The following is a 22,760-nucleotide window of genomic DNA, read 5'->3' as shown; positions in this document are numbered from 1 at the left end:
AGATGAACCAACATACCAACCCTGATCGCGAGGCGCGCAACATCCTGGTTGCCAATGATCGCGGCGGCTACACCATCCCGACCGAAGGCCTTTACCCCTATCAATGGAATTGGGACAGCGCGATTGCGGCGCTTGGTTTTGCCGAGTTCGACATTGATCGAGCCTGGGTGGAACTAGAAACACTGTTCTCGGGCCAATGGGATGATGGAATGGTGCCGCATATCCTTTTTCACAAACAGGATGACGGATATTACCCCGGCCCGGATGTCTGGGGTGGCCACGGGCCGATCCCGTCCTCTGGCATCATTCAGCCCCCGGTGGCTGCAACTGTGGCGCGGAAGATCTGGGAAAAAGATGGCGATGCAGGCGCGGACCGCGTTCGCGCGCTCTTCCCATCTCTGCTGGCGTGGCATCGCTGGATCATGAGATGGCGACTCGACGAACACGGCGCGGTCTGCACCACGCATCCGTGGGAAGCTGGTCGCGACAATGCACCGGACTGGGACAAGGCAATGGAGGGCGTAGATCCCACAGGTGTCGGAGACTACCAGCGCCGTGACACAAGCCACGTCAACAGTGCAGACCGACCGACCAAATACGACTATGACCGCTATATCAAATTGGTTCAGATCGGCTGTCAGGCCGACTGGGATCAACAGAAGTTGCTGAGCCTGAATCCCTTCCGAGTCGCAGATCCGACGATGACATTTATCACTCTGCGCGCCGCACGCGATCTGCAGGAGATCAGCGAAAGGCTTGGAATTGCTGCGGATGGACTAAGTAGCGACATTCAAAGGCTCGAAGCGGGCGCGCGATCTTTGTGGAACGAAACGCTGAGCTCGTTCGACTCGCGTGATGCGCTGACTGGTGATTGGGCCGGAAGCATCTCTAACGCGTCGTATCTTTGCTGGTTTGGGGGACTTGATTCACAGCACATGCTGGAGCGCCTGCAGGCGACGCTTGCAAAAGTACCCTTTCCAGTTCCCAGCTATGATCCCGCGATGCCCAACTTCGACCAACGCAGGTACTGGAGGGGTCCCACTTGGGGGTTCATGAATATGCTGATCGGGTTTGGATTGGCGGATATGGGGCACCTCGAAGAAGCCGAGGCACTGCGCCAGAAAACGTCGCAGCTGATCGCAACAAACGGCTTCGCTGAATACTACGATCCTCTGACCGGCAGCCCTGCCGGAGGGAATTCATTCACCTGGACAGCCGCGGTTTGGCTGCATTGGGCAGGGAGGAACTAATGGGCAGCATCGAACTAAAATCCGTCGAAAAGTGGTTTGGCTCGGCCCAGGTCATCAAAGGCGTTGACCTAATGATTGATGAAGGTGAATTCATCGTCTTCGTCGGTCCATCGGGCTGTGGAAAATCCACCCTGCTTCGCATGATCGGTGGGCTTGAAGATATCTCGCGCGGATCGCTACTAATCAACGGCAATGATGTCACGGATCACCCACCCTCCAAGCGGGGTCTGACGATGGTGTTCCAGTCCTATGCGCTTTATCCCCACCTGACGGTCGCCGAAAATATGGGGTTCTCACTTAAGGTCGCGGGTGTTCCGAAGGCCGAGATAGCAGAGCAGGTCAATAAAGCCGCCGAGGTTCTCAAGCTGGGACCTTTTCTGGAACGTCGCCCCAAGGACCTGTCCGGTGGACAGCGGCAGCGCGTTGCAATTGGTCGTTCTATCGTGCGCGACCCGACGGCGTTTCTGTTCGATGAACCGCTCTCGAATCTTGATGCAGCGCTTCGTGTCGAAATGCGTTACGAAATCGCGAAACTTCATCAGAACCTGAAGCGCACAATGATCTACGTGACGCACGATCAGGTTGAAGCGATGACATTGGCCGACCGCATCGTCGTGCTTGAGTACGGCAAGATCGCGCAAGTCGGCACACCCCGCGAACTTTACGAACGCCCTGCCAACCTGTTTGTCGCACAGTTCATTGGCAGCCCCAAAATGAACATATTGCCGTGCACGACTCAGAATGATGGCTACACTCTGGAACATGGCAGAGGCGGCGGCTTTGCACGCTCGGGTGTAGCAAGCAAACTCGGCATTCGCCCCGAACACATCGATGTTGTATCATCGGGCGATGGGCAATGTGATGGCATCATCGAGGTGATTGAGTATCTGGGGGCAGATACCTTTCTGATTGTGGATTGCGGCGCCGAAGAGAAGGTTACCGTGCGCCTGAATGGGGACACCGCTCTAAAGCCTGGGGCAAAGATCGGCCTGCATTTCCCCACCGACAAACTTCATTTCTTTGACGAGAATGGGCAGGCATTGGTAGAGCAATGAACGTGGCTTCCTATCAGTTGCGGTTAAACAGTTCTGCTGATCGGGGCTGAGTTTCACCACTGATTATTCTTTGGCGGTGAGGCGAAATAGAGAACACGCATAGCGCTTGCTTGGATGCCTACGGATGGCGGGGGCCTCTGAACTCGCGTGATCATCGTCCGGTGTGTCATATGGATTGAATGACCGCTGCTGGGTTTGGGCCCTTGTTCAGCGCCTCGTAAGACTTGCAGAAACTCTGAAACTAGAAAGCCCCCGCCAATGGCGGGGGCTTTTACTTAGATTGTGTAAGCTAAATTAACGGCAGTTCAGTGGCACTGCAAAACCCGAACTGCGCTCAGACGAACCCTTGCGGTATACATCACCTGCGGGCAAGCATCCGGTAAAGCGTTCCGTTTGAGCGCCAAAGGCCGAGCCCACCGATGTATCAACTTTGGTGGAGTTGTTTTCCGTACGCAGGACGCCGAACAACTGACCGTTTACACTGACATTGCTCAGGTACAGATTGGTATCACTGCCAGTGAGTTGAACTGAATTCGCATCTGAGCGACCGCCATTATCGATAGCGACACCCGCGATCTTTTCAAGCTCGGCTTTGTCCGATGTAACCTGGACCGTTGGTAGCTTGGCCAGTTCCGCCGGGATGTTGGTTTCTGGCGGCAAAAAGGCTACGGCGCCTTTTACATCCGACACTGTGCGCGGTTCACCATCAATCCCGGTGAAACCAACACCTTCGCGGTTAAAGGGGTCTTCGCAGGCTGACAATGTCAGAACAGCAAGAGCGGGCAACAAGATTTTTTTCATGGCGGTCAACATTTTGGAAAGGGTTGCTGAAGCGTAGCGGCAGGGGATTAGAAAAAGCAAGCCGCTGAGATTCAGAACACCCAAACCTCTGATGCGCCCCTGCAACGCCCCCGCTTGGTTTAGGCCGACCAAGAGATACCCCAAAACAATACAAAAAAGGACCCTGCATGGCAGAGTCCTTCTTCAAAAAGTATGTCAGAGGGCAGATTACTTGATCTTGCCTTCTTTGTACTCGACATGCTTCCGAGCGACCGGATCGTATTTACGAATGGTCATTTTCTCGGTCATGGTGCGCGCGTTCTTCTTGGTCACGTAGAAGTGGCCCGTGCCCGCGGTCGAGTTCAGACGGATCTTGATTGTCGTCGGCTTCGCCATGGTTATCTCCTGCGTCCGAAAAGGCAGGGGCCTTTCGGTTGAATCCTTATGAGCGTGCGCTTTTAACCGCTCATGCGCCCAAGTCAACCGGATTCGCCGCACTGGGGGAACAATTCCTGACACGGCTTCAAGAGCAGCCGATTTGGAACGCTCACGATTCTGTGATAGTGTCGCCGGAACCTTCGAAGCCCGTTTTGCGGACTTAGGTAATACCGGGCTGGATGTAAATTCCGGCAGACAACACCGCTCACAACTATAGCAACGCCCGGCTGTCTATTTGGCCGGGTCATTTCCGGTTTGCGCGCAATCCTGCACGCGACACGGCCAAGGAGTCGGCCGCTATTAGCGCTCCGAATAAACTGCAACCAAGGGAGAGAAATATGCCAGTTTTCATTACCTATGCGTCTTATTCGCAAGATGGGGTCAAAGGAATGTTGGCAAAACCGGAAGATCGCACCGGTCCCGTCAAGGCCTTGCTTGAGAAAGCAGGCGGCAGACTGATCTCATTTTATATAACCACTGGAGGCAATGATGTCGTCGTTATCAGCGAACTGCCTGAAGGCAGAGATGCTGTGGCAATTGGCATGGCCGTCGCGGGCACGGGTGCGGTTTCGAGGATCGAGACCGTTCGCGCATGGTCGGCGCAGGAATTTGTTGCCGTCGCCGAAAAAGCTGCAGCACTTGGCGGCACCTACACACCTCCGGGCGGCTAACAGGATATGCGCGGAGGGCCTGTAAGCCGGATCCTGTTCCAGGGTTGCCCCCTTCGATGACCATTCCTCTAGGCCGTGCATCGCTGCGCGGCTCGAGCTGCCAACCCGGTCCCTCTCGGCCAAGGCATGCCTAGCGGCGGTATCGGTTTGCACCGACCGGCCCGCGCGGGGACCCTATTCGGCATTGCTCCCGGTGGGGCTTGCCGTGCCGCCACTGTTGCCAGCGGCGCGGTGGGCTCTTACCCCACCGTTTCACCCTTGCCACACATGTGTGGCGGTTTGATTTCTGTGGCGCTTTCCGTCGGGTTTCCCCGCCCGGGCGTTACCCGGCACCGTTGCCTTGTGGAGTCCGGACTTTCCTCTCGGGCCTTACGACCCCAGCGGCCATCCGGCCCTCCGCGCGTGGGTTGGGTAGGCTCTGTGCGTGATGGCGTCAAGAGGGGTTGGGGTGGTGAAGGGGCCAGCCCCTTCTTGGCCTACGGCCAATTCATCCCCGAGATATTTTTGGCCAGATGAAGGGCGGATCAGGTCGATTTTGGGAGCGGACAGAGCGCTTTGAGATCATCGGGGTGCAAGGGGCCTGAGGCCCACGGGCGATAGCGCAGGCGTGTGGAATTTAGGAGCGTCTTCTCGTCGCTTGTCGCTGTGTAGCCCCTGTTCTGCGCCAGCTCGCGGAAGTTGACGTTCGGTTCGAGGGCAGTACCACGCCGAGCGGCAAGGCGCTGGTGTTCCAGCCTTTGCCAGTCGAACCGGGGGCCGGGGTCGGACTTGCGGCCCGGTGCCATGTCGGAATGCCCGATCACACCCTCTGGCGCGATGGTCCAACGCTGCATAAGTTCGGGCAAAAGCTGTTCCAATACACGCATTTGGGGTTCGGCAAACGGGTGATCTCCGCCATTGTCCAGCTCGATCCCGATCGAGCGGGAGTTTATGTCGGCTTGCCCTTGCCACTCCCCTGCCCCGGCGTGCCATGCGCGATCTTCCTCTCGGACAAGCTGCCAGAGCGCACCGTCGCGACCGATCAGGTAGTGGGCGGAAACCTCGGGACCCGGATCGCAAAGACGTTCAAGCGCGGCAGCAGCGCTCCCCATTGCAGTGTAGTGCAGCACGATCAGCTTGGGTGACAGCCCATTCCGGCGGGGGCCGAAATTGGGCGATGGGTGCCAGATGGGGGAGAGCTTAGTTGTCGACGGCACTGCGGAACGGGCTGGGGTCCCAGCCGCAGGCGTAACCGTCGCCATCCGGATCCAGCCCTTTGCGGTCACGCTGGGGGCCTCCATTCGACAGAAACTCAATCTGCGCCTGATCAGGAGATGCGAACTGAGCGCAGTTGCGCTGTGCCTTGGCCTGCAGGTTAAATCCGGCTCGGCTGTACAACTGGGTACCGATGGGGTTCGAAGTGCTCAGGGCGTATTGCACGATATTGGGTTGCCCGTCAGAGCCGCGCTCGGGCACGGCAGTAGGGGCGACGACCTCGTAAGACTGCCGATTCTGTTCGATACGAGCGGCGTCGGCATCGATACTGCGACGGTTTGAGACAGCCTTAAAATCCTGCTCATCAGAGATACTTGGGTTGTTTGTTGCAGTCAGAGGCGCGACGCGCGTCTCTTGACCCGACGTATTCGCCAAGGCAATGGCCGTCTGGTTGGCGATGTCAGAGGCGTCGCCTGTTGGTGCGGCACCAACAGCCCCCTGCGCCGAGAGCGGCTGTTCGGAAACCGCCTCGGGTGGTGCAAGCGGATTACCGGCAAGACCCTGCCCGGCCAGTTCGGCCTCGCGCTGCGCCTGATATTCCGGCGTATTGAAACCGGTACCCGAAACAGGGGTAACGGTATCACATGCCGCGATCAGCCCAAGGGCCGGGATCAGAAGCAATTTGCGCATTTGGCTGCTCCGGTTCTTTATTGCCGTGTCAGGATTGAGGATTACCACCATTTTCCGGGCTTGGCCACAAACCCAGCCGCGCTCTCTAGCGCGTAGGCGGTGTTGAGCAGATCGCCTTCCTCCCACGGACGGCCGATCAGCTGCAGACCCAACGGAAGGCCCTGTTTGTCCAGACCAGCAGGAACCGAAATACCGGGCAGGCCAGCGAGGTTCACTGTCACGGTGAACACATCGTTCAGGTACATCTGAACAGGATCAGCCTCGGTCATCTCGCCCAGACCGAACGAGGCCGACGGCGTTGCCGGGGTCAGGATCGCATCAACGCCTGCGGCAAAGACATCTTCGAAGTCCTTCTTGATCAGGGTACGGACCTTGCGGGCGCGGTTGTAGTAGGCGTCATAGAAGCCTGCAGACAGCACGTAGGTGCCGATCATCACCCGGCGCTGGACCTCATGGCCGAAGCCTTCGGCGCGGGTCTTTTCGTACATCTCGGTGATGCCATCGCCCTGAGCCAGCTGTGCTCGGCGGCCATACCGGACACCGTCATAGCGGGCGAGGTTCGACGACGCCTCGGCAGGAGCAATCACGTAATAGGCAGGCAGCGCGTATTTAGTATGCGGCAGCGAGATATCGACGATTTCGGCGCCTGCGTCTTTCAGCATAGCGGTGCCATCGGCCCAAAGCTTTTCAATCTCGGCAGGCATGCCGTCCATGCGGTATTCCTTGGGGATACCGATTTTCTTGCCTTTGATATCGCCGGTCAGCATCGCCTCGAAATTTGGCACGGCCAGCTCGGCGCTGGTGGAATCCTTGGGGTCATGACCGCACATGGTTTCCAGCATGATCGCTGCGTCACGGACGTTCTTGGTCATCGGACCGGCCTGATCCAGAGAAGAGGCGAAGGCCACAATGCCCCAGCGCGAGCAACGACCATAGGTTGGCTTGATGCCGGTGATACCGACAAAAGCAGCAGGCTGGCGGATCGAACCGCCGGTATCGGTACCGGTCGCGGCCAGACACAGGTCAGCCGAGACAGCCGAGGCTGAGCCACCGGACGAGCCGCCGGGTGTCAGCTGTGCATCGTCATTGCCGCGCCGCCACGGGCTGACCGCATTGCCGTAAACGGATGTTTCATTAGACGAACCCATCGCGAACTCGTCCATGTTCAGCTTGCCCAGCATCACAGCACCAGCATCCGCCAATTGTTGCGACACGGTGGATTCGTATTCGGGCTTGAACCCCTCGAGAATTTTCGAGGCCGCTTGCGAGGGCACGCCCTTAGTGCAAAACAGGTCCTTGATACCGATCGGCAGGCCGCACATCGAAGGCGCGTCGCCGCCTTTGATCCGCTCATCCGCCGCCTTGGCGCGCTCCAACGCGATCTCGGGCGTCTTGTGGACAAACGCGTTCAGCGCGTCGGCTTCGTCAATGGCCTTGAGGCAGGCCTCGGTCAGTTCGACCGAGGTCACTTCTTTGGCACGCAGCGCGTCGCGGGCCTCGGCCAGGCCCAGTTTGTTCAGTTCGCTCATGACTTACTCCACAACTTTTGGAACAGCGAAAAACCCTTCGCGCGCATCGGGGGCGTTGGATAGGACCTTGTCCTGCTGGTTTCCATCGGTGACCACGTCCTGACGACGCTTCAGTCGCATCGGCTCAACCGAGACCATCGGCTCGACGCCTTCGACATCCACTTCGTTCAGTTGCTCGATAAACCCGAGGATATTGTTGAACTCGGACGCCAGCGCAGGCAGCGCATCATCCTCGACCTTGATCCGGGCCAGTTTGGCCACCTTGGCGGCGGTGCTTTGGTCAATCGACATCGGAAACCCTCATCTACGTTAGGGGGCGTTTACCTGCCTGCCGCAACACTCGCAAGAGCGACAGGCGGCAGACGCGGATTCAAACCCAATATCGCCAGCTGCCATGCATATTTGAATGGCTGATATGCAAATAAGTAAACCGATTAGTTCAGTTTTGCCATTGAAAAAATGAACCGAACAGTTCACCTCAATATCGTGACGCAACGAGAAATCGGAGACACCTCATGAAAACCCTTCTTCCCGCCTTCATATTGTCCGCTCTGGTTCTGACCTCGCCCGCCCTGGCTTTGGGTATCGATATGAACAATCTGACCCGAAACCTTAGCTTCCCCGCGCCTGTTTCGGAGCCCGTGACGAGGGACCACACCCAGGCAGGCAAATAACCCTGACCTGCGCGCCGGATCGGTACGCCCCCTCCCGATCCGGCGCTTTTTACAATTGACTGCTGCACCCATTCCAACAACTCGTTAGCATGGTCTTGGATCAAACGCCGAACCACCCGTCAGGTGCAGTTCAGGCGAGCTAACGGAGCAGAGAATGAGCACACGCAAGCAAACCGTTCTGGACGCAATTGACGCAGCAAATGCGCAAGACCCTAATATAGAGGACGGCCAGCCGGTCGAACTGCTTTATGGCCAACGCATGAGCGCAGAGCTGGATCGGCTATTTCCCGATGCGTCGGATGCTTTACAGATCGCCGCACGTGGTCAGCATGTCGAACGCTGGAAGCTAAAGCGCACTGAATACCCCGAAGGACGTGCAGGGTATCTGGCCTGGAGGAAGGCGCAAGGCGTATATCACGCTGACGTTGTGCAAGGATTCATGGAACAGGCTGAATATGGTGCGGACGATATAGAAGCCGTCGGGCAAATGCTGCGCAAACAGGGGATCAAGCGCAATGCCGAGGTACAGGCGCTTGAGGACGTGATCTGTTTCGTTTTTCTGAAATGGTACTTTGAACCTTTTGCCGCCAAGCACTCCGCCGAAAAAATCCAGCGCATTGTTGAAAAAACGGCTTTCAAGATGTCAGCCGAAGGCCGCGCGCGCGTATTGGCTGAAATTGATCTGCCCGAGGCTTTGGCTGCTGCGTTCAGGGACTAACCAATCAGGAAGATGCTTAGGTGGTTCTGATCAATGCCCTGATCCTGCAGCCACCGCAGCTCCGGCAGGTGGATTTCGGATCGCCCGCAGATAAACCTCAATCATCCAGCCCAGCATAACTGCATTCAGAATGTGCCACATAAAATGCGTCCCCGTTGGCAGATACCCGCAAATTGGAGTGTCCAGGGATCGAAAGGTGATCGAGGTGATCAGGACAGTTGCTCCTATTGTCAGCCCACGCGCAGTGTCCGGGGCTTTCCGGCGCAACAGGACCGCATAAATCAGAATCAATAGAGGGACTGGGGCGTATGCCGCCGAGCCACCAAGCCTAGGCACCAACTGGAATAGCGGGATCGTCAGCGCCACGTATGGAAAGAACAGCGCGGTCAAACCCAGCGCGTATCTGTTGCTCAGCCGCCAGACATCGCGATTCACTGCGTAGATGTAAACGAGGATGTACAGCAGAATTGGCGTCACATCCAAGATCGCCGCCCAAACCTGCGCATGGGTATGGAACAGATAGCTGCCAATTCCGATCATCGCCAATATGACAACCAAAGCCATCGCCAACGGTGCGCCCTGCCCGCGCGCCCTTTGCCACATCACAAATGCAGCAATAAGAAAGGCCGCATTGGTAATCGCGTTTATTGGCTCGGCCCAATACGCGGGCGAGAGCCGCTCACAATATCCATCAACATACTGCGTCCAATCCATAGATTTTTACATAGCCGATGCTAGGCTGACTCCAAGCGGAAAATGGGAGGATTCTCTATGGATATCATTTGGCTGGGACATGGCAGCTTTCGCATCGAAACAGCAGGACAAGTTCTATTGATCGATCCCTGGCTGACGGGCAACCCGTCTTTGCCCGAAGATCAGCATGACGCAGCCGTTGCGGGCGCGACGCATATCCTGCTGACTCATACTCATTTCGATCATGTCGTCGATGTGCTGCCGCTGGCCAAACATCTAAACGTGCCCGTGGTCGGGCAATACGACCTGATGGGCTACTGGGCCGAGGCTGAAGGTATTGAAACGGTCGGATTCAACAAAGGTGGCACTGTTGACCTAAACGGTGTCAAATTAACGATGGTGCCTGCCTCGCACAGCTCGACCTTCTCGACGCCTGATGGTCTGCGTACGGGTGGAACCGAGGTCGGCTATATGATCGCGTCCGAGGACCGTATGCTCTATTTCTCTGGCGACACCGACATTATGGCCGACATGGAGTGGATGGGTGATTATTACAAACCCGATATCGGCATCCTTTCGGCAGGCGGCCACTTTACCATGGACATGAAGGGCACTGCCTATGCTGCCAAGCGGTATTTCAATTTCAAGACAGTGATCCCGTGCCATTACAAGACCTTTCCGATTCTCGCGCAATCGGCTCAGGAATTGGCTGACGGGTTACCCGGTGTCGATGTAATCGAGCCCGAGGTCATGCAGGCGATTTCTCTCTGATGCCCGCGTCGGATTTCAGCGCGCAGGAATACGCTGACCGCATTCACAAGACCCGTTCTGCGATGGATCAACAGGGTATCGAGACCTTGTTGATCACGGACCCATCGAACATGGCGTGGCTCACCGGTTATGACGGTTGGAGCTTTTACGTACCGCAGATGGTCATCCTGCCCGCCAGCGGATCGCCCCTTTGGTGGGGCAGAACGCAGGACAAGGCGGGGGCTGCGCAGACCACCTGGCTGGACCCCGAGGACCTGCTGGACTGGCCCGAAGAGCATGTTCAACACCCGGAGCACCACCCGGTCGACGCCCTTGTCCTTGCGTTGCGGAATCGCGGCTGGACCGCTGGTATCGGCGTAGAGATGGATAACTATTACTACTCAGCCGCCAGCCACCGTATCCTCGAACATGCCTTCGGCACATTGATTGACGCCACAGGGCTTGTGAATTGGAAGCGCGCCGTAAAAAGCGATGCCGAGATCGCAATGATGCGCAAGGCGGGTCAGCTGACCGCACATATGCACGGTGTTCTGCGTGACGCATATCGCGAAGGATTGCCCAAAAACCAACTTGTCGCCGAAGTGCAGGCGGCAGGCATCGCCGGACTGCCCGGCCTATCCGGAGATTACCCTGCTATCGTGCCGATTGCACCCTCCGGTCGTGAGGCTTCTGCCTCGCACATTACTTGGAACGACCGACCTCTGGCGCGGGATGAGGCGACCTATTTCGAAGTCTCCGGCTGCTATCGACGCTATCACTGCCCCGCCAGTCGCAGCCTGTTTCTGGGTGATCCCCCGGATGATATCCGCCGGGCCGAAGCCGCCGTTCTAACCGCTATCGACGACACAATGACCGCCGCACGCCCTGGCATCACCTGCGAAGAGGTCGCGGCTTGTGTCTATGACAGTTTCGCCCGCGCGGGGTATGTCAAAGCCAACCGCACCGGCTATCCCATCGGGCTCAGCTATCCGCCCGACTGGGGCGAGCGCACCATGAGCCTGCGACCCGGAGACACGACGGAATTGCAAGAGAATATGACCTTTCACCTAATGCCCGGCCTCTGGACTCCAGACTGGGGACTGGCGATTACCGAAAGCTTTGTGGTGACGTCAGATGGGGGCAAGCCCCTGGCTGATATCCCACGTGAAATGGTCGTAAAAACTTAACCGCGCTGCGCCGCGAAGAAGCGTTTCAGCAGCGCGGCAGCCTCTTCGGCGGCAATGCCGTCATAGACCTCGGGTCGATGGTGGGCCTGTGGGTGAGAAAACACGCGCGCGCCATGCGCGACACCGCCAGATTTCGGATCGGAAGCGCCGTAGTAGATGCGCCGGATGCGGGCTGCGGCCAGCGCTGCGGCGCACATGGCACAAGGCTCAAGGGTTACGTAAAGGTCATGATCGGGTAAACGCTCGGACCCGGCCGCGGCACATGCGGCGCGCAGAGCCAGAATCTCAGCATGGGCAGTGGGGTCATTCAACTCGCGGGTGCGGTTCCCATCTGCGGCCACCACCTGCCCGTCGGGCGCGACGATCACCGCGCCGACCGGCACTTCACCTCGGTCTGCTGCCGCCTGTGCCTGTTCCAGCGCCTGTTTCATGTGGGATCTGAACTTCATGCCTCTGACTGCCTCAGAAACCCGTCTTTCGCAAGCCGCCGGGATGGGTTATGGCCGGAGGATGACCAATACCCCTCCTCCCGGCGACCGGATCGCCAAAGTGCTGGCCCGCGCCGGTGTCGCCTCGCGCCGCGAAGCTGAACGCATGATCGAAGCAGGCCGTGTGACCGTTAATGGCAATGCGATCAGCAGCCCTGCGTTGAACGTAACCGCCAAGGACAGGATCACCGTCGATGGCAAACCGGTGTCCGAGCCCGAACCCTCGCGGCTTTGGCTCTATCACAAACCACCCGGCCTAGTGACAACAGCGCGCGACGAAAAGGGGCGCAAGACGATTTTTGACGACCTGCCTGAGGAGATGCCGAGGGTCATGAGCGTCGGGCGGCTCGATCTGAACTCGGAAGGCTTGCTGCTGTTGACCAATGATGGCGGGATCAAGCGCAAGCTGGAGCTCCCCTCGACCGGATGGCTGCGTAAATACCGGGTGCGGGTAAATGGGCGCCCCAAGGACGAGGATTTCGCGCCTCTCCGCAAAGGGTTGGTGATTGAAGGCGAGCGGTTCCAACCTATGACGGTGACGCTGGATCGCCAACAGGGCGCAAACGCCTGGCTAACAATCGGTATACGAGAAGGCAAGAACCGGGAAATCCGTCGCGCCATCGAGGATATCGGTTACGTGGTAAACCGCCTTTTGCGGGTTTCTTACGGCCCATTCCAACTGGGCAACCTGAAACCCGGCGAGGTTGAAGAAATCCGCCGCCGTGTCATGCGCGACCAACTGGGGCTGGATGCTGAGGATAGCGGAATACCCCCGGCCAAACGCCCTGCTCGACCGCAGCGCAAAAGACCAGCAATCGGCAAGAAACCTCGCAAGTGACGCGGGTTATTCAACCTTCCCCCTAGCGCCAAGCCCTCGTATCGCCTAAATTTTCCCTGATGGTCACAGTTGGGGGGCGCCATGTCCGGGACCGGAGTACAAAAATTGGCCTATGCGGCCCTGTTGGTGCTGTTGTTCGGCGTCTGCACCGGTCTGTTGGGGGGCCTGTAGCGAAATGGCCAAACGGTACGGCGGCAAATTCAGCCCAGAAGGCGATGTTTCCTCGCAGGATCAGCCATCGCGTGGCCAATTCGATGGTGCCCGTGTCGAACCGGCAGGTGCACGCGCGAACATCCTGTTTGTCCCGGCGATACCACTGGTGTTTCTGTCTCTGAACGATGGCGCGATCGGAATGACCATAGGCCTGGTTGCGGCAGGGCTACTGACCGCTGCCGCGTTTCTGCTGCGCGAAGGTTTAAGGGCCGAATCCGCTTACAACGCCCGCCGCACCGCACGCAGACCTGCGTTTCCCCGCAAGATATTTTCCAGCGTTCTGACCGGTTTGGGGGCGGCGCTAGCCTCTTACCGGACCGAATTTCTGGACGCCGAAACAGCATCACAGGTAAGCCTGCTAGCCCCCATCCTGTTTGGCGCCGCTGCAACGGTTCTACATTCGGTTTCCTTCGGCCTCGACCCAATGAAGGACAAAGGAATGGAGGGTGTCGACACCTTCCAGCAGGACCGTGTCGCACGCGTGGTCGAGGACGCCGAAACCAATCTGACCCAAATGACAGATGCAATAAAACGCGCAGGTGACCGCCGGATCGAAGCGCGGGTCGAACGCTTTCAGGATACAGCCCGCGATCTGTTTCGCACGGTCGAGGAAGACCCGCGCGATCTGGCTGGTGCCCGGAAATATCTAACTGTTTATTTGCAGGGCGCGCGCGATGCGACGGTGAAGTTTTCGGACGTTTATGCCCGTACCCGCGATGCGCAGGCGCTGGCGGATTACTCGGCCCTGCTGGACGATCTTGAACAGAATTTCGCGGCGCGGACGCGAAAGATGCTATTGGATGACCGCAGTGATCTGACGGTTGAAATTGATGTGCTGCGCGACCGGCTGCAGCGCGAAGGCGTCCGGTTGGACTGACCGGCTTTTATGTAAGCGAGGATTACCCCATGTCCGATGAGATCAAGAACAAGGCAGTCGAGGCTGAAACGCTGGTGCAGGAAGTCACCGCCGTCGCTCTCCCCGAGCCGCAGGCCGAGATTGTCCCGTTGGAAGAGGCCGACGAACCGGTTGGTGCCGAGATCCGCAAGCGGATGGGTGAGATCGACATGGGCGACACAAACTCGATCGTGTCCTTTGGGTCTTCAGCACAGGCAGAACTGCAAGAGATCAGTCAGGCCATGCTGGCCGACGTGCGCAACAAGGATGTGGGCCCGGCGGGTGACAGCCTTCGCAATATCGTAACAACGATCCGCGGATTTTCAGTCAGCGAACTCGATGTACGTCGCGAGCGTAGCTGGTGGGAAAAACTACTGGGCCGCGCCGCGCCCTTTGCCAAGTTCACAGCGCAGTATGAAGACGTTCAAAGCCAGATCGACCGGATCACTGATGATCTTCTGGGGCATGAGCATACACTGCTGAAAGATATCAAGTCTTTGGATCTGCTGTACGAAAAAACGCTGGAGTTCTACGACGAACTTGCACTGTACATCGCAGCGGGAGAGGAGAAGCTGACCGAGCTGGACAGCCACGACATTCCTGAAAAAGAGGCCGAGGTTCAGGCCGCGCCCGAAGACCAACAGGTGATGAAAGCGCAGGAATTGCGCGACTTGCGTGCCGCGCGCGATGATCTGGAACGCCGGGTCCACGACCTGAAGCTTACCCGTCAGGTGACGATGCAATCGCTGCCCTCCATCCGTCTGGTGCAGGAAAATGACAAGTCGCTGGTGACCAAGATCAACTCGACCCTCGTCAACACAGTACCGCTCTGGGAAACCCAGCTGGCACAAGCTGTCACCATACAGCGCAGTGCCGAGGCCGCCGCTGCCGTACGTGATGCCAATGATCTGACCAATGAATTGCTGACTTCGAACGCCGCCAACTTGCGCGAATCCAACAAAATGATCCGCGAAGAGATGGAGCGTGGCGTCTTCGATATCGAAGCCGTCAAACAAGCCAATGCAGACCTGATCGGCACCATCAACGAAAGCCTCGCCATTGCAGACGAAGGCAAGGCCAAACGCGCCGCAGCCGAGGAAGAACTGAAGAAGATGGAGGCCGAATTGCGCGACACGCTCGCCTCGGCCAAGGCGCGACAGGACGGGATCGGCGACAATGCCGGAACGGCTGTTCCCGGATAATGGAAACAGCGGGCGTGCGGCCATTTCATCGCGCTAAGATTGCAGTATTGGGCTTGTCGCTGCTGGCATTTGCTGGCTGCGATGAGGCATTGACGACGACGATCGCTCCTGAACCTCAACCTGCCCAGCCGCAAGGCCTGAGCAATGCATATCAAGCGCCCTCACCAGCGAGCCTTGATCTCGCGCGATACTATGAAAGCGTACAAAACAACTTGCTGACGCGCGGGTTGCTGAGAACCGATGGCGGTGGCCCTGATACGCCCTATGATGCCGATGATCTGGCCCGGAACTTTGAGACCATAGCGTTTTATAATGAATATCCGGGGCAAGGCGTTGCCAGCGGCAGCAGCCGCACCAGCCGACAGCTTAGTCGCTGGTCGTCGCCGGTTCGCATAAAGCCCGAGTTTGGTCCATCGGTTGCACCTGAAGTCCGCCAGCAAGAGACCGCCCGAATTGACGCCTACGCCAACCGCTTGTCGCGGCTCACTGGACACCCGGTCTCAACCACCACCCGGAATGCAAATTTCCACGTCTTCGTGGCGGGTGAAGATGATACCGCTTATGTGCAAGCCCGGCTGCGACAACTGATCCCGGGCATAGGGCAGGCACAACTTGACCTCTTCGACAAACTGCCGCGCTCTTTCTATTGCTTTGTATTCGCTTCGGCGTCGAACAGCGCGCCACAGACATATACCCGGGCTGTTGCCCTGATCCGGGCGGAACATCCCGATCTGGTGCGCCTGAGTTGCGTCCACGAAGAGATCGCTCAGGGATTGGGGCTGCCGAATGACAGCCCGTCTGCCCGGCCATCAATCTTCAACGATGACGACGAGTTCGCCCTGCTGACAAGTCATGACGAAAAGCTGCTGACCATCCTTTATGACCCGCGCCTTAAGGCTGGCATGACCGCTGAAGAAGCGCGCCCGGTGGTCCGTATCATTGCACGCGAATTGATGGGGCAGTCGCTCTGACCCCGAAGACAGGAGAAATCCAATGGGAATTTTTGATTTTCTGACCGGCGAATTTATCGACGTCATCCACTGGGTCGACGATACGCGCGACACGATGGTCTGGCGGTTCGAGCGTGAAGGACACGAGATCAAATACGGCGCCAAGCTGACCGTGCGCGAAGGTCAAGCGGCGGTCTTTGTGCATGAAGGGCAGTTGGCGGATGTCTTCACCCCAGGTCTCTACATGCTTGAGACAAACAACATGCCGATCATGACGACGCTGCAGCATTGGGATCACGGCTTTCAGTCTCCGTTCAAGTCTGAAATTTACTTCGTTAACACGACCCGGTTCAATGACCTGAAATGGGGCACCAAGAACCCGATCATGCTGCGCGATCCCGAGTTTGGGCCAACACGCATCCGGGCCTTCGGCACCTATACAGTGCGGGTCAAGGACCCGGCGAAATTCCTAGTAGAGATCGTAGGCACCGATGGTGAATTCACCATGGACGAGATCAGCTTTCAGATCAGAAACATCATCGTGCAGGAATTCAGCCGCGTCATCGCAGGCTCGGGCATTCCAGTTCTCGATATGGCGGCGAACACCGCCGATCTGGGCAAGTTGATCGCGGCTGAGGTGTCCCCGGTGTTGGACGGGTATGGCTTGAGCATGCCCGAATTCTATATCGAAAACATCTCACTGCCGCCTGCGGTCGAAGCTGCGCTGGACAAACGCACGTCCATGGGCTTGGCGGGCGATCTGGGTAAATTCACGCAGTATTCCGCAGCCGAAGCGATGACTGCGGCAGCCAACAACCCTGGCCAGGGTGGCGGCATGGGCGCGGGTCTTGGCATGGGAATGGGCATGGCGATGGCGCAGCAGATGTCGAACATGGCAGCGGGTCAGCCGAGCGGCCCTTGGGGCGGTTCCGCCCCCGCTGCCCCGCAAGCCGCAGCGCCTGCGGCACCGCCACCCCCGCCACCCGTCGAGCACGTGTGGCATATCGCGGTGGATGGCCAGACCAGCGGGCCGTTCTCCAAGGCCAAGATGGGTCGTATGGCAACCGATGGTGAAATCACGCGTGATACCCACGTTTGGACCGCCGGACAGGACGGCTGGAAGAAGGCAGGCGACGTGCAGGAGTTGGCGCAGCTGTTCACGATTTTACCGCCGCCGCCTCCGGGCGCGTGATCTGACATTTGGTAACCTGATTTCGAGGTTCTGTCATGGCGAAAGACGAACACCGTTTCCCCTGCGACCAATGCGGGGCGGATTATCGGTTCAATCCCGGTGACGGAACGCTGACTTGCGATCATTGTGGCAACACCAGAACGATCGGTGCTGGCCCATGGGGTGGTGCAAGTCTGCGAGAGCTGGATTTCGACGCCGCCATCGCGGATCGCTTGCCTGACAGCGAGATTGAAGAAACCCGTGTTCTGACCTGTCCGAACTGCGCGGCTCAGGTTGAGTTTGATCCGAACACCCATGCTGCGGAGTGCCCGTTCTGTGCCACTCCGGTTGTGACCGATACAGGCGTTAGCCGCCATATCAAACCTCGAGGAGTGTTGCCCTTTGCACTGGATGAACGCTCGGCCCACAAGGCAATGGGGGATTGGCTGGGCCGACTGTGGTTTGCACCCAACGGGTTGAAGGAATACGCCCGAAAGGGACGCAAGATGCAGGGCATTTATGTCCCGTATTGGACCTTCGACGCTGATACCAAGTCGAGCTATCGTGGGGAACGCGGTGTGGTGTATTACGAAACCCGAACCGTCATGCGCGATGGAAAGCGCGTGCAGCAACAGGTCCCCAAAGTACGCTGGACTCCAAAATCCGGACGGGTCGCACGGTTCTTTGACGATGTTCTGGTGTTGGCGTCTCAATCGCTGCCCAAATCCTATACCGATGCGCTGGAGCCATGGGACCTGCCTGCGCTTGAGCCATACCAGCCAGAATATCTGGCCGGTTTCCGCGCCGAGGCTTACACGGTCGAACTGCGAGAAGGTTATCAAGAGGCCCGCGCACATATGGCACGGGTGATCGAGCGTGACGTGCGGTTCGATATCGGAGGTGATCGTCAGCGCATTCACGCTGTCGACACCGAAGTGCGAGATGTCACATTCAAACACATCCTTTTGCCGGTTTGGATGGCGGCCTACAAATACCGCGGCCAGACCTATCGTTTTGTGGTCAATGGCCGGACCGGCCGCGTTCAGGGTGAGCGTCCCTGGTCCGCAATCAAGATTACGATCGCCGTGGTTCTGGGCCTTCTCGTTGCGGCCGGCGTCGGGTATCTGGTGGCAACTGGACAGCAATAAAGCTGATAAGCAGAGCACGCTCATGGAACCTACTCCTCGGCATGCCTGAAAGGAGATGTTGAATTGCACCTTGACGCTCTGAACGCGCTCTTGGCCGATCGTTTTTCTTGCCGTGCCTTTCGCACGGACCTGGTGCCGCGCGAACAGATTGAACAGATCGTCGCCAGTGCTGCGCGTGTTCCAAGCTGGTGCAACGCGCAACCCTGGCAGGTCGTCATCACCAGCGGGGCCGAGACAGACCATTTTCGGGACGCGTTGCAACACGAAGCCTCGCACGTTGCGCCTGCTCCGGACCTACCCTTTCCAACCGGCTATTCCGGTGTTTATCAAGAGCGCCGTCGCGCCTGTGGCTGGGCCCTCTATAAAGCGGTTGGTATCGAAAAAGGTGATCGCAGGGCCTCGGCGCAACAGATGATGGAAAACTATGCTCTGTTCGGCGCCCCACATTGCGCCATACTGTCCAGCCCTGCTGAACTGGGCCCTTACGGCGCGATGGATTGTGGTGGCTTCGTGACCGCATTTTCACTGGCGGCGCAGGCCCTGGGTGTGGCTTGTATCCCGCAGGCAGCGGTAGCGGCCCATGGCACATTTCTTCACCGTTATTTCGGGATATCAGAAGATCGCTTGATTCTGTGCGCGATTTCGTTCGGATATGCGGATATGGATCACCCGGCGAACGCGTTCAGAACGGAACGTGCCGCGCTGGATGAAGTGATCGATTGGCACGAATAGCAATAAAATACAGGACCTGCAGATGCGCGCCTTACTTCAAAGAATTTCCAGTGCCTCGGTCAAAGTCGATGGAACAGTCATCGGGCGATCGGGCCCCGGATTGATGATTCTGGTTTGTGCGATGCAGGGGGATGGAGAGACACAAGCTGATCAATTGGCTGAAAAGATCGCAAAGCTCCGTATCTTCAAGGACGACGCGGGAAAGATGAACCGGTCGATATTGGACATTGAGGGCTCGGCCCTGGTGGTCAGCCAGTTCACCTTGGCAGCTGACACATCGCGTGGAAACAGGCCTGGGTTTTCCGGGGCCGCCCCGGCGGCTGAGGGCGAACACCTCTACGAGGCGTTTGTACACAACCTTTCATCGCGGGGCATTCCGGTTGAGACAGGTGCGTTCGGAGCTGACATGGCGGTAGAGTTGGTCAATGACGGACCAGTCACAATTTGGATGGAAAGCTGATGCAGAGTTCGCAAAAGGCACAGGACATTTGGCGCGCAGGTGTGGCGGCGGTTGATGGATATCGCGCAACGCTGGAGGCCACTCAGGCGATCGAAGCCCCAGATCAGATATTGGCCGTTGGAAAAGCCGCAGGGGCCATGGCCCGTGCCGCCGTCGAACGGTTTGGCCCAGTGCCCACTCTGGTGGTTACCAAGGATGGCCATGGCCACGACCTGCCTAAGCATATTGTGGTGATTGAAGCTGCACACCCGGTTCCTGATGCCCGCAGTCTGAAGGGTGGGCAGGCTTTGCGCGAAACGGTTGAGGCGATGAAACCCAACAGCAAGCTGCTTCTGCTAGTTTCGGGAGGGGCTTCTTCGCTTGCCGAGGACCTCGTGGCCGGTACGACATTGGATGATCTTGAGGCCCTCAACCAAAGACTGCTGAGTGAAGGTCTCGACATCGGTGCAATGAACACGGAACGGCGCAAGCTGTCCCGGATCAAGGGTGGCGGTTTGTTGTCGGCATTCTCGGGGAAAAGTGTGACCGTTCTGGCGATCTCGGACGTCCCGGGTGATGATCTGGGCGTTATTGGCTCCGGTATCGGGTCATTGCCCGAAGAACCGGAGTTTTCTGCCCACACCGCGATAATCGCATCAAACGCACACGCGCGCGACGCCGCAGCATTTGCGGCCGAGAACTCAGGCATCAAGGTCCTCGGCAACGAAGAAGCGATGCACGATGACTATCTCTCGGTTGCAGCTAAATTAGGAGATCGGCTGCGGAATATGCCCAAGGGCGCCATGGTATTTGGCGGCGAACCAACCGTGGTCCTACCTGATGCGCCAGGGCGCGGTGGGCGCAATCAGGCCCTTGCTCTAGCACTCGCGCGCGAAATCGCAGGGCAATCTGATTTGACCGTCATCGTCGGAGGAACAGATGGCACCGACGGGCCAACAGATGCAGCAGGCGCCATCGTTACCGGCGACACTTGGTCTGATAAGGCGCAAGCGTATCTGGACAATGCAGATAGCGGCAGTTTCCTCGACAAGGCGGGGGCGCTGTTGGTCACGGGACCCACAGGCACAAACGTAATGGATCTGATTGTTGCAATAAAAAACTGATCCGGGACCCTGACTCCGCCCATCCGAAAAAACCACCAGATAGAATCACTTAAAGGCCGGAATGGCGTTTGATCTGTGGAACGAAAGTTCATGCTAAACTGACCAGGCAACTATCGGATAATTTGTTCAGGTCAGAGTAAGTAGTTAGTAATAAGGGGTTTTGGATTTCCAAAGGCTCATAACAAGATCATCTGGCGCGATCAAAGGCGGAACCTCCCCATTATTTCAAGAGATTTGCACTTGCCCGCTGCCCTGAATTGCACCTAAGTTGACTCATGCGTCAATAAAAAGCCCGCCAACGGGCTGAACATCCTATCAACTGGGAGAAATCTGGATGAACGAACAACTCACTCACATGTCAAAGCAGGTCACAGCTGGAAAGCTGACCCGCCGTGAATTCATGGGCAAAGCAGCGGCACTGGGTGTCTCGGCCGCAATGGCAAGCACTATGTTTGCCGATGCGGCACGTGCCGCTGGTCCGAAAAAGGGCGGCGATCTGAAATTCGGTTTGCAGGGTGGTGAATCAACCAACTCACTTGATCCGGCAACCTACGCAAGCTCAGTCCCGTTCCAGAACGGCAAGCAGTTCGGAGACCAACTGGTCGAAGTGGCGCCCGACGGAACCATCGAACCGCGCCTGGCTGAAAGCGTCGAAGGAAGTGCAGACGCGAAAGTATGGACGTTCAAGCTGCGTCAAGGGGTCGAGTTCCACAACGGCAAGACCATGACCAGCGAAGACGTGCTGAAAACTATGCAGCGCCACTCGAACGAAGATTCCAAATCAGGTGCCTTGGGCATCATGAAAGGCATCGAGTCGATGAAGGCCGATGGAGATAATTTCCAGGTCACACTGACCGAGCCGAACGCCGACCTGCCGTATCTGATGGCCGACTATCACCTCATCATTCAGCCCGATGGCGGCATGGATAATCCGGCGGCAGGTATCGGCACCGGCCCGTACAAACTAGAAGTGGACGAACCCGGCGTCCGCCACTTGTTCACCAAGAACGAAAACCACTGGAACAGCGATTTCGGCAATTTTGACAGCGTAGAAGTTGTTGTGATCAACGATGCGACGGCACGGACCGCTGCACTGCAGTCCGGACAGGTCCACGCCGTCAACCGCGTTGAACCCAAAGTTGCCGACCTGTTGGGCCGTGCGCCTAACCTGACGGTGCATTCAACCGCTGGTCGCGGTCACTATGTCTTCATCATGCATTGCGACACGGCTCCGTTTGATAACAATGAACTGCGCACCGCACTGAAGTACGCCATCAACCGCGCGGAATTGGTTGACAAAGTTCTGCGCGGCTATGGCTCGATCGGGAATGATATGCCGATCAATTCAGCCTATCCATTGTTTGATGAAACCATCGAACAGCGCGAGTTCAGCGTTGAAAAGGCTGCAGAGCACTATAAGAAATCTGGACATGATGGCTCTCCGATTATTTTGCGCGTTGCCGATGGTGCGTTCCCAGGTGCTGTAGATGCTGCTGCTCTGTTCCAGCAGACTGCAGCACAGGCTGGAATTCCGCTTGAAATCAAGCGTGAGCCCAATGATGGCTACTGGTCCGAGGTTTGGAACGTTCAACCCTTCTGTGCGTCTTATTGGGGCGGCCGCCCGGTTCAGGACCAGATGTACTCGACTGCATATCTGTCGACCGCAGACTGGAATGACACGAGGTTTAAGGTTCAGGCGTTTGACGACTTATTGTTCGCGGCAAAGGCGGAACTCGACCCTGAGAAACGCAAAGCCATCTACAGCCAGATGGGTCAAATGGTCCGCAACGAAGGCGGCCTGATCTGTCCGATGTTCAACGACTTTGTCGAGGGCATCAGCAACCAACTGGACGGATGGGAATCTGACCCGACGCAAGAGATGATGAACGGCAACATATCCCGCAAAATGTGGTTCGTCTAAAACGGGCTAC

At 57.7% G+C, this 22,760-nt stretch carries 25 protein-coding genes and 1 other RNA gene; 17 read left to right on the top strand and 9 right to left on the bottom strand.

Going from position 1 to position 22,760, the window contains the following annotated elements:
* Positions 1–2: 2 nt before the first annotated feature.
* Positions 3–1,250 (top strand): MGH1-like glycoside hydrolase domain-containing protein, encoded by a 1,248-nt coding sequence (locus AC1DFB_RS02700; protein WP_480503505.1) that lies wholly within the window; start codon positions 3–5, stop codon positions 1,248–1,250.
* Positions 1,250–2,305: a sn-glycerol-3-phosphate ABC transporter ATP-binding protein UgpC gene (locus AC1DFB_RS02695; RefSeq protein WP_170401600.1), complete on the top strand. Its 1,056-nt coding sequence runs from the start codon at positions 1,250–1,252 to the stop codon at positions 2,303–2,305. Before AC1DFB_RS02700 ends, AC1DFB_RS02695 begins: the two co-directional genes overlap by 1 nt.
* A 294-nt stretch (positions 2,306–2,599) precedes the next feature.
* Here the strand turns inward: AC1DFB_RS02695 and AC1DFB_RS02690 are convergent, their stop codons facing one another.
* Complete coding sequence (locus AC1DFB_RS02690; protein WP_170392214.1) at positions 2,600–3,106, bottom strand: membrane lipoprotein lipid attachment site-containing protein; 507 nt, start codon at positions 3,104–3,106, stop codon at positions 2,600–2,602.
* 207 nt (positions 3,107–3,313) lie between these two features.
* Positions 3,314–3,481: a 50S ribosomal protein L33 gene (gene rpmG / locus AC1DFB_RS02685; RefSeq protein WP_010441901.1), complete on the bottom strand. Its 168-nt coding sequence runs from the start codon at positions 3,479–3,481 to the stop codon at positions 3,314–3,316.
* Positions 3,482–3,861: 380 nt separating this feature from the next.
* On the opposite strand from rpmG, the gene AC1DFB_RS02680 reads away from it, so the two are divergent.
* Positions 3,862–4,194 (top strand): GYD domain-containing protein, encoded by a 333-nt coding sequence (locus AC1DFB_RS02680; RefSeq protein ID WP_480922076.1) that lies wholly within the window; start codon positions 3,862–3,864, stop codon positions 4,192–4,194.
* Positions 4,195–4,200: 6 nt separating this feature from the next.
* On the opposite strand, the gene rnpB is transcribed toward AC1DFB_RS02680, so the two are convergent.
* The 5 genes from rnpB to gatC all read right to left on the bottom strand — a co-directional run bounded on the left by rnpB (position 4,201) and on the right by gatC (position 7,898).
* An RNA gene (gene rnpB / locus AC1DFB_RS02675) (RNase P RNA component class A) lies at positions 4,201–4,594 on the bottom strand.
* A 124-nt stretch (positions 4,595–4,718) separates the two neighbouring features.
* A complete protein-coding gene (locus AC1DFB_RS02670; RefSeq protein WP_480922640.1) occupies positions 4,719–5,435 on the bottom strand; it encodes an N-acetylmuramoyl-L-alanine amidase in 717 nt (238 codons plus the stop codon).
* Complete coding sequence (locus tag AC1DFB_RS02665; RefSeq protein ID WP_480922075.1) at positions 5,374–6,078, bottom strand: hypothetical protein; 705 nt, start codon at positions 6,076–6,078, stop codon at positions 5,374–5,376. The genes AC1DFB_RS02670 and AC1DFB_RS02665 overlap by 62 nt, the downstream gene beginning before the upstream one ends.
* Before the next feature lie 41 nt (positions 6,079–6,119).
* Positions 6,120–7,607, bottom strand: coding sequence for an Asp-tRNA(Asn)/Glu-tRNA(Gln) amidotransferase subunit GatA (gatA, locus tag AC1DFB_RS02660; RefSeq protein ID WP_480752401.1), 1,488 nt, complete (start codon positions 7,605–7,607; stop codon positions 6,120–6,122).
* Positions 7,608–7,610: 3 nt separating this feature from the next.
* Positions 7,611–7,898 carry an Asp-tRNA(Asn)/Glu-tRNA(Gln) amidotransferase subunit GatC gene (gatC, locus tag AC1DFB_RS02655; RefSeq protein ID WP_170392224.1) on the bottom strand — a complete coding sequence of 96 codons (288 nt, stop codon included), beginning with the start codon at positions 7,896–7,898 and terminating at the stop codon, positions 7,611–7,613.
* 224 nt (positions 7,899–8,122) lie between these two features.
* Between gatC and AC1DFB_RS02650 the strand changes: the two genes are divergently transcribed.
* The gene (locus tag AC1DFB_RS02650) at positions 8,123–8,281 is read left to right on the top strand and encodes a hypothetical protein (RefSeq protein ID WP_170401611.1); all 159 of its coding nucleotides are present in this window, start codon (positions 8,123–8,125) and stop codon (positions 8,279–8,281) included.
* Positions 8,282–8,435: 154 nt separating this feature from the next.
* The gene (locus tag AC1DFB_RS02645; RefSeq protein WP_480922074.1) at positions 8,436–8,999 is read left to right on the top strand and encodes a DUF4202 domain-containing protein; all 564 of its coding nucleotides are present in this window, start codon (positions 8,436–8,438) and stop codon (positions 8,997–8,999) included.
* A 30-nt stretch (positions 9,000–9,029) separates the two neighbouring features.
* Here AC1DFB_RS02645 and AC1DFB_RS02640 read toward each other — a convergent pair whose 3' ends face one another.
* Positions 9,030–9,713 carry a ceramidase domain-containing protein gene (locus AC1DFB_RS02640; protein ID WP_170512393.1) on the bottom strand — a complete coding sequence of 228 codons (684 nt, stop codon included), beginning with the start codon at positions 9,711–9,713 and terminating at the stop codon, positions 9,030–9,032.
* Between the two features lie 57 nt (positions 9,714–9,770).
* Between AC1DFB_RS02640 and AC1DFB_RS02635 the strand changes: the two genes are divergently transcribed.
* Together AC1DFB_RS02635 and AC1DFB_RS02630 are read left to right on the top strand one after the other, a co-directional pair.
* Entirely contained in the window at positions 9,771–10,463 is a 693-nt protein-coding gene (locus AC1DFB_RS02635) for a metal-dependent hydrolase (protein ID WP_170392232.1), read from the top strand.
* A complete protein-coding gene (locus AC1DFB_RS02630) occupies positions 10,463–11,629 on the top strand; it encodes a M24 family metallopeptidase (protein ID WP_480922073.1) in 1,167 nt (388 codons plus the stop codon). Before AC1DFB_RS02635 ends, AC1DFB_RS02630 begins: the two co-directional genes overlap by 1 nt.
* On the opposite strand, the gene AC1DFB_RS02625 is transcribed toward AC1DFB_RS02630, so the two are convergent.
* Positions 11,626–12,078, bottom strand: a complete 453-nt coding sequence (locus tag AC1DFB_RS02625) for a nucleoside deaminase (protein WP_170420696.1) — start codon at positions 12,076–12,078, stop codon at positions 11,626–11,628. The two genes, AC1DFB_RS02630 and AC1DFB_RS02625, sit on opposite strands and share 4 nt — an antisense overlap.
* On the opposite strand from AC1DFB_RS02625, the gene AC1DFB_RS02620 reads away from it, so the two are divergent.
* The 10 genes from AC1DFB_RS02620 to AC1DFB_RS02575 all read left to right on the top strand — a co-directional run bounded on the left by AC1DFB_RS02620 (position 12,077) and on the right by AC1DFB_RS02575 (position 22,750).
* Positions 12,077–12,955 (top strand): pseudouridine synthase, encoded by an 879-nt coding sequence (locus AC1DFB_RS02620; RefSeq protein ID WP_480922072.1) that lies wholly within the window; start codon positions 12,077–12,079, stop codon positions 12,953–12,955. The two genes, AC1DFB_RS02625 and AC1DFB_RS02620, sit on opposite strands and share 2 nt — an antisense overlap.
* 175 nt (positions 12,956–13,130) lie before the next feature.
* Positions 13,131–14,045 carry a 5-bromo-4-chloroindolyl phosphate hydrolysis family protein gene (locus AC1DFB_RS02615; RefSeq protein WP_170661886.1) on the top strand — a complete coding sequence of 305 codons (915 nt, stop codon included), beginning with the start codon at positions 13,131–13,133 and terminating at the stop codon, positions 14,043–14,045.
* Between the two features lie 29 nt (positions 14,046–14,074).
* A complete protein-coding gene (locus tag AC1DFB_RS02610; RefSeq protein WP_170392243.1) occupies positions 14,075–15,265 on the top strand; it encodes a toxic anion resistance protein in 1,191 nt (396 codons plus the stop codon).
* Positions 15,265–16,236: a DUF2927 domain-containing protein gene (locus AC1DFB_RS02605; RefSeq protein WP_480922071.1), complete on the top strand. Its 972-nt coding sequence runs from the start codon at positions 15,265–15,267 to the stop codon at positions 16,234–16,236. Before AC1DFB_RS02610 ends, AC1DFB_RS02605 begins: the two co-directional genes overlap by 1 nt.
* Before the next feature lie 22 nt (positions 16,237–16,258).
* A complete protein-coding gene (locus AC1DFB_RS02600) occupies positions 16,259–17,407 on the top strand; it encodes an SPFH domain-containing protein (protein ID WP_170401638.1) in 1,149 nt (382 codons plus the stop codon).
* 35 nt (positions 17,408–17,442) lie between these two features.
* Entirely contained in the window at positions 17,443–18,534 is a 1,092-nt protein-coding gene (locus AC1DFB_RS02595) for a TFIIB-type zinc finger domain-containing protein (RefSeq protein ID WP_170392249.1), read from the top strand.
* A gap of 63 nt (positions 18,535–18,597) precedes the next feature.
* Positions 18,598–19,266 (top strand): nitroreductase, encoded by a 669-nt coding sequence (locus AC1DFB_RS02590; protein ID WP_170512405.1) that lies wholly within the window; start codon positions 18,598–18,600, stop codon positions 19,264–19,266.
* 22 nt (positions 19,267–19,288) lie between these two features.
* Positions 19,289–19,726, top strand: coding sequence for a D-aminoacyl-tRNA deacylase (gene dtd, locus AC1DFB_RS02585; protein ID WP_170512407.1), 438 nt, complete (start codon positions 19,289–19,291; stop codon positions 19,724–19,726).
* A complete protein-coding gene (locus AC1DFB_RS02580; protein ID WP_480591943.1) occupies positions 19,726–20,829 on the top strand; it encodes a glycerate kinase type-2 family protein in 1,104 nt (367 codons plus the stop codon). Before dtd ends, AC1DFB_RS02580 begins: the two co-directional genes overlap by 1 nt.
* A gap of 334 nt (positions 20,830–21,163) precedes the next feature.
* A complete protein-coding gene (locus tag AC1DFB_RS02575; protein ID WP_170401652.1) occupies positions 21,164–22,750 on the top strand; it encodes an ABC transporter substrate-binding protein in 1,587 nt (528 codons plus the stop codon).
* Positions 22,751–22,760 lie beyond the last annotated feature (10 nt).

The sequence above is a fragment of the Ruegeria sp. S84 genome (assembly GCF_056583445.1).
The sequence above is the reverse complement of the archived record's forward strand: the minus strand, read 5'-3'. Positions and strand labels throughout refer to the sequence as shown.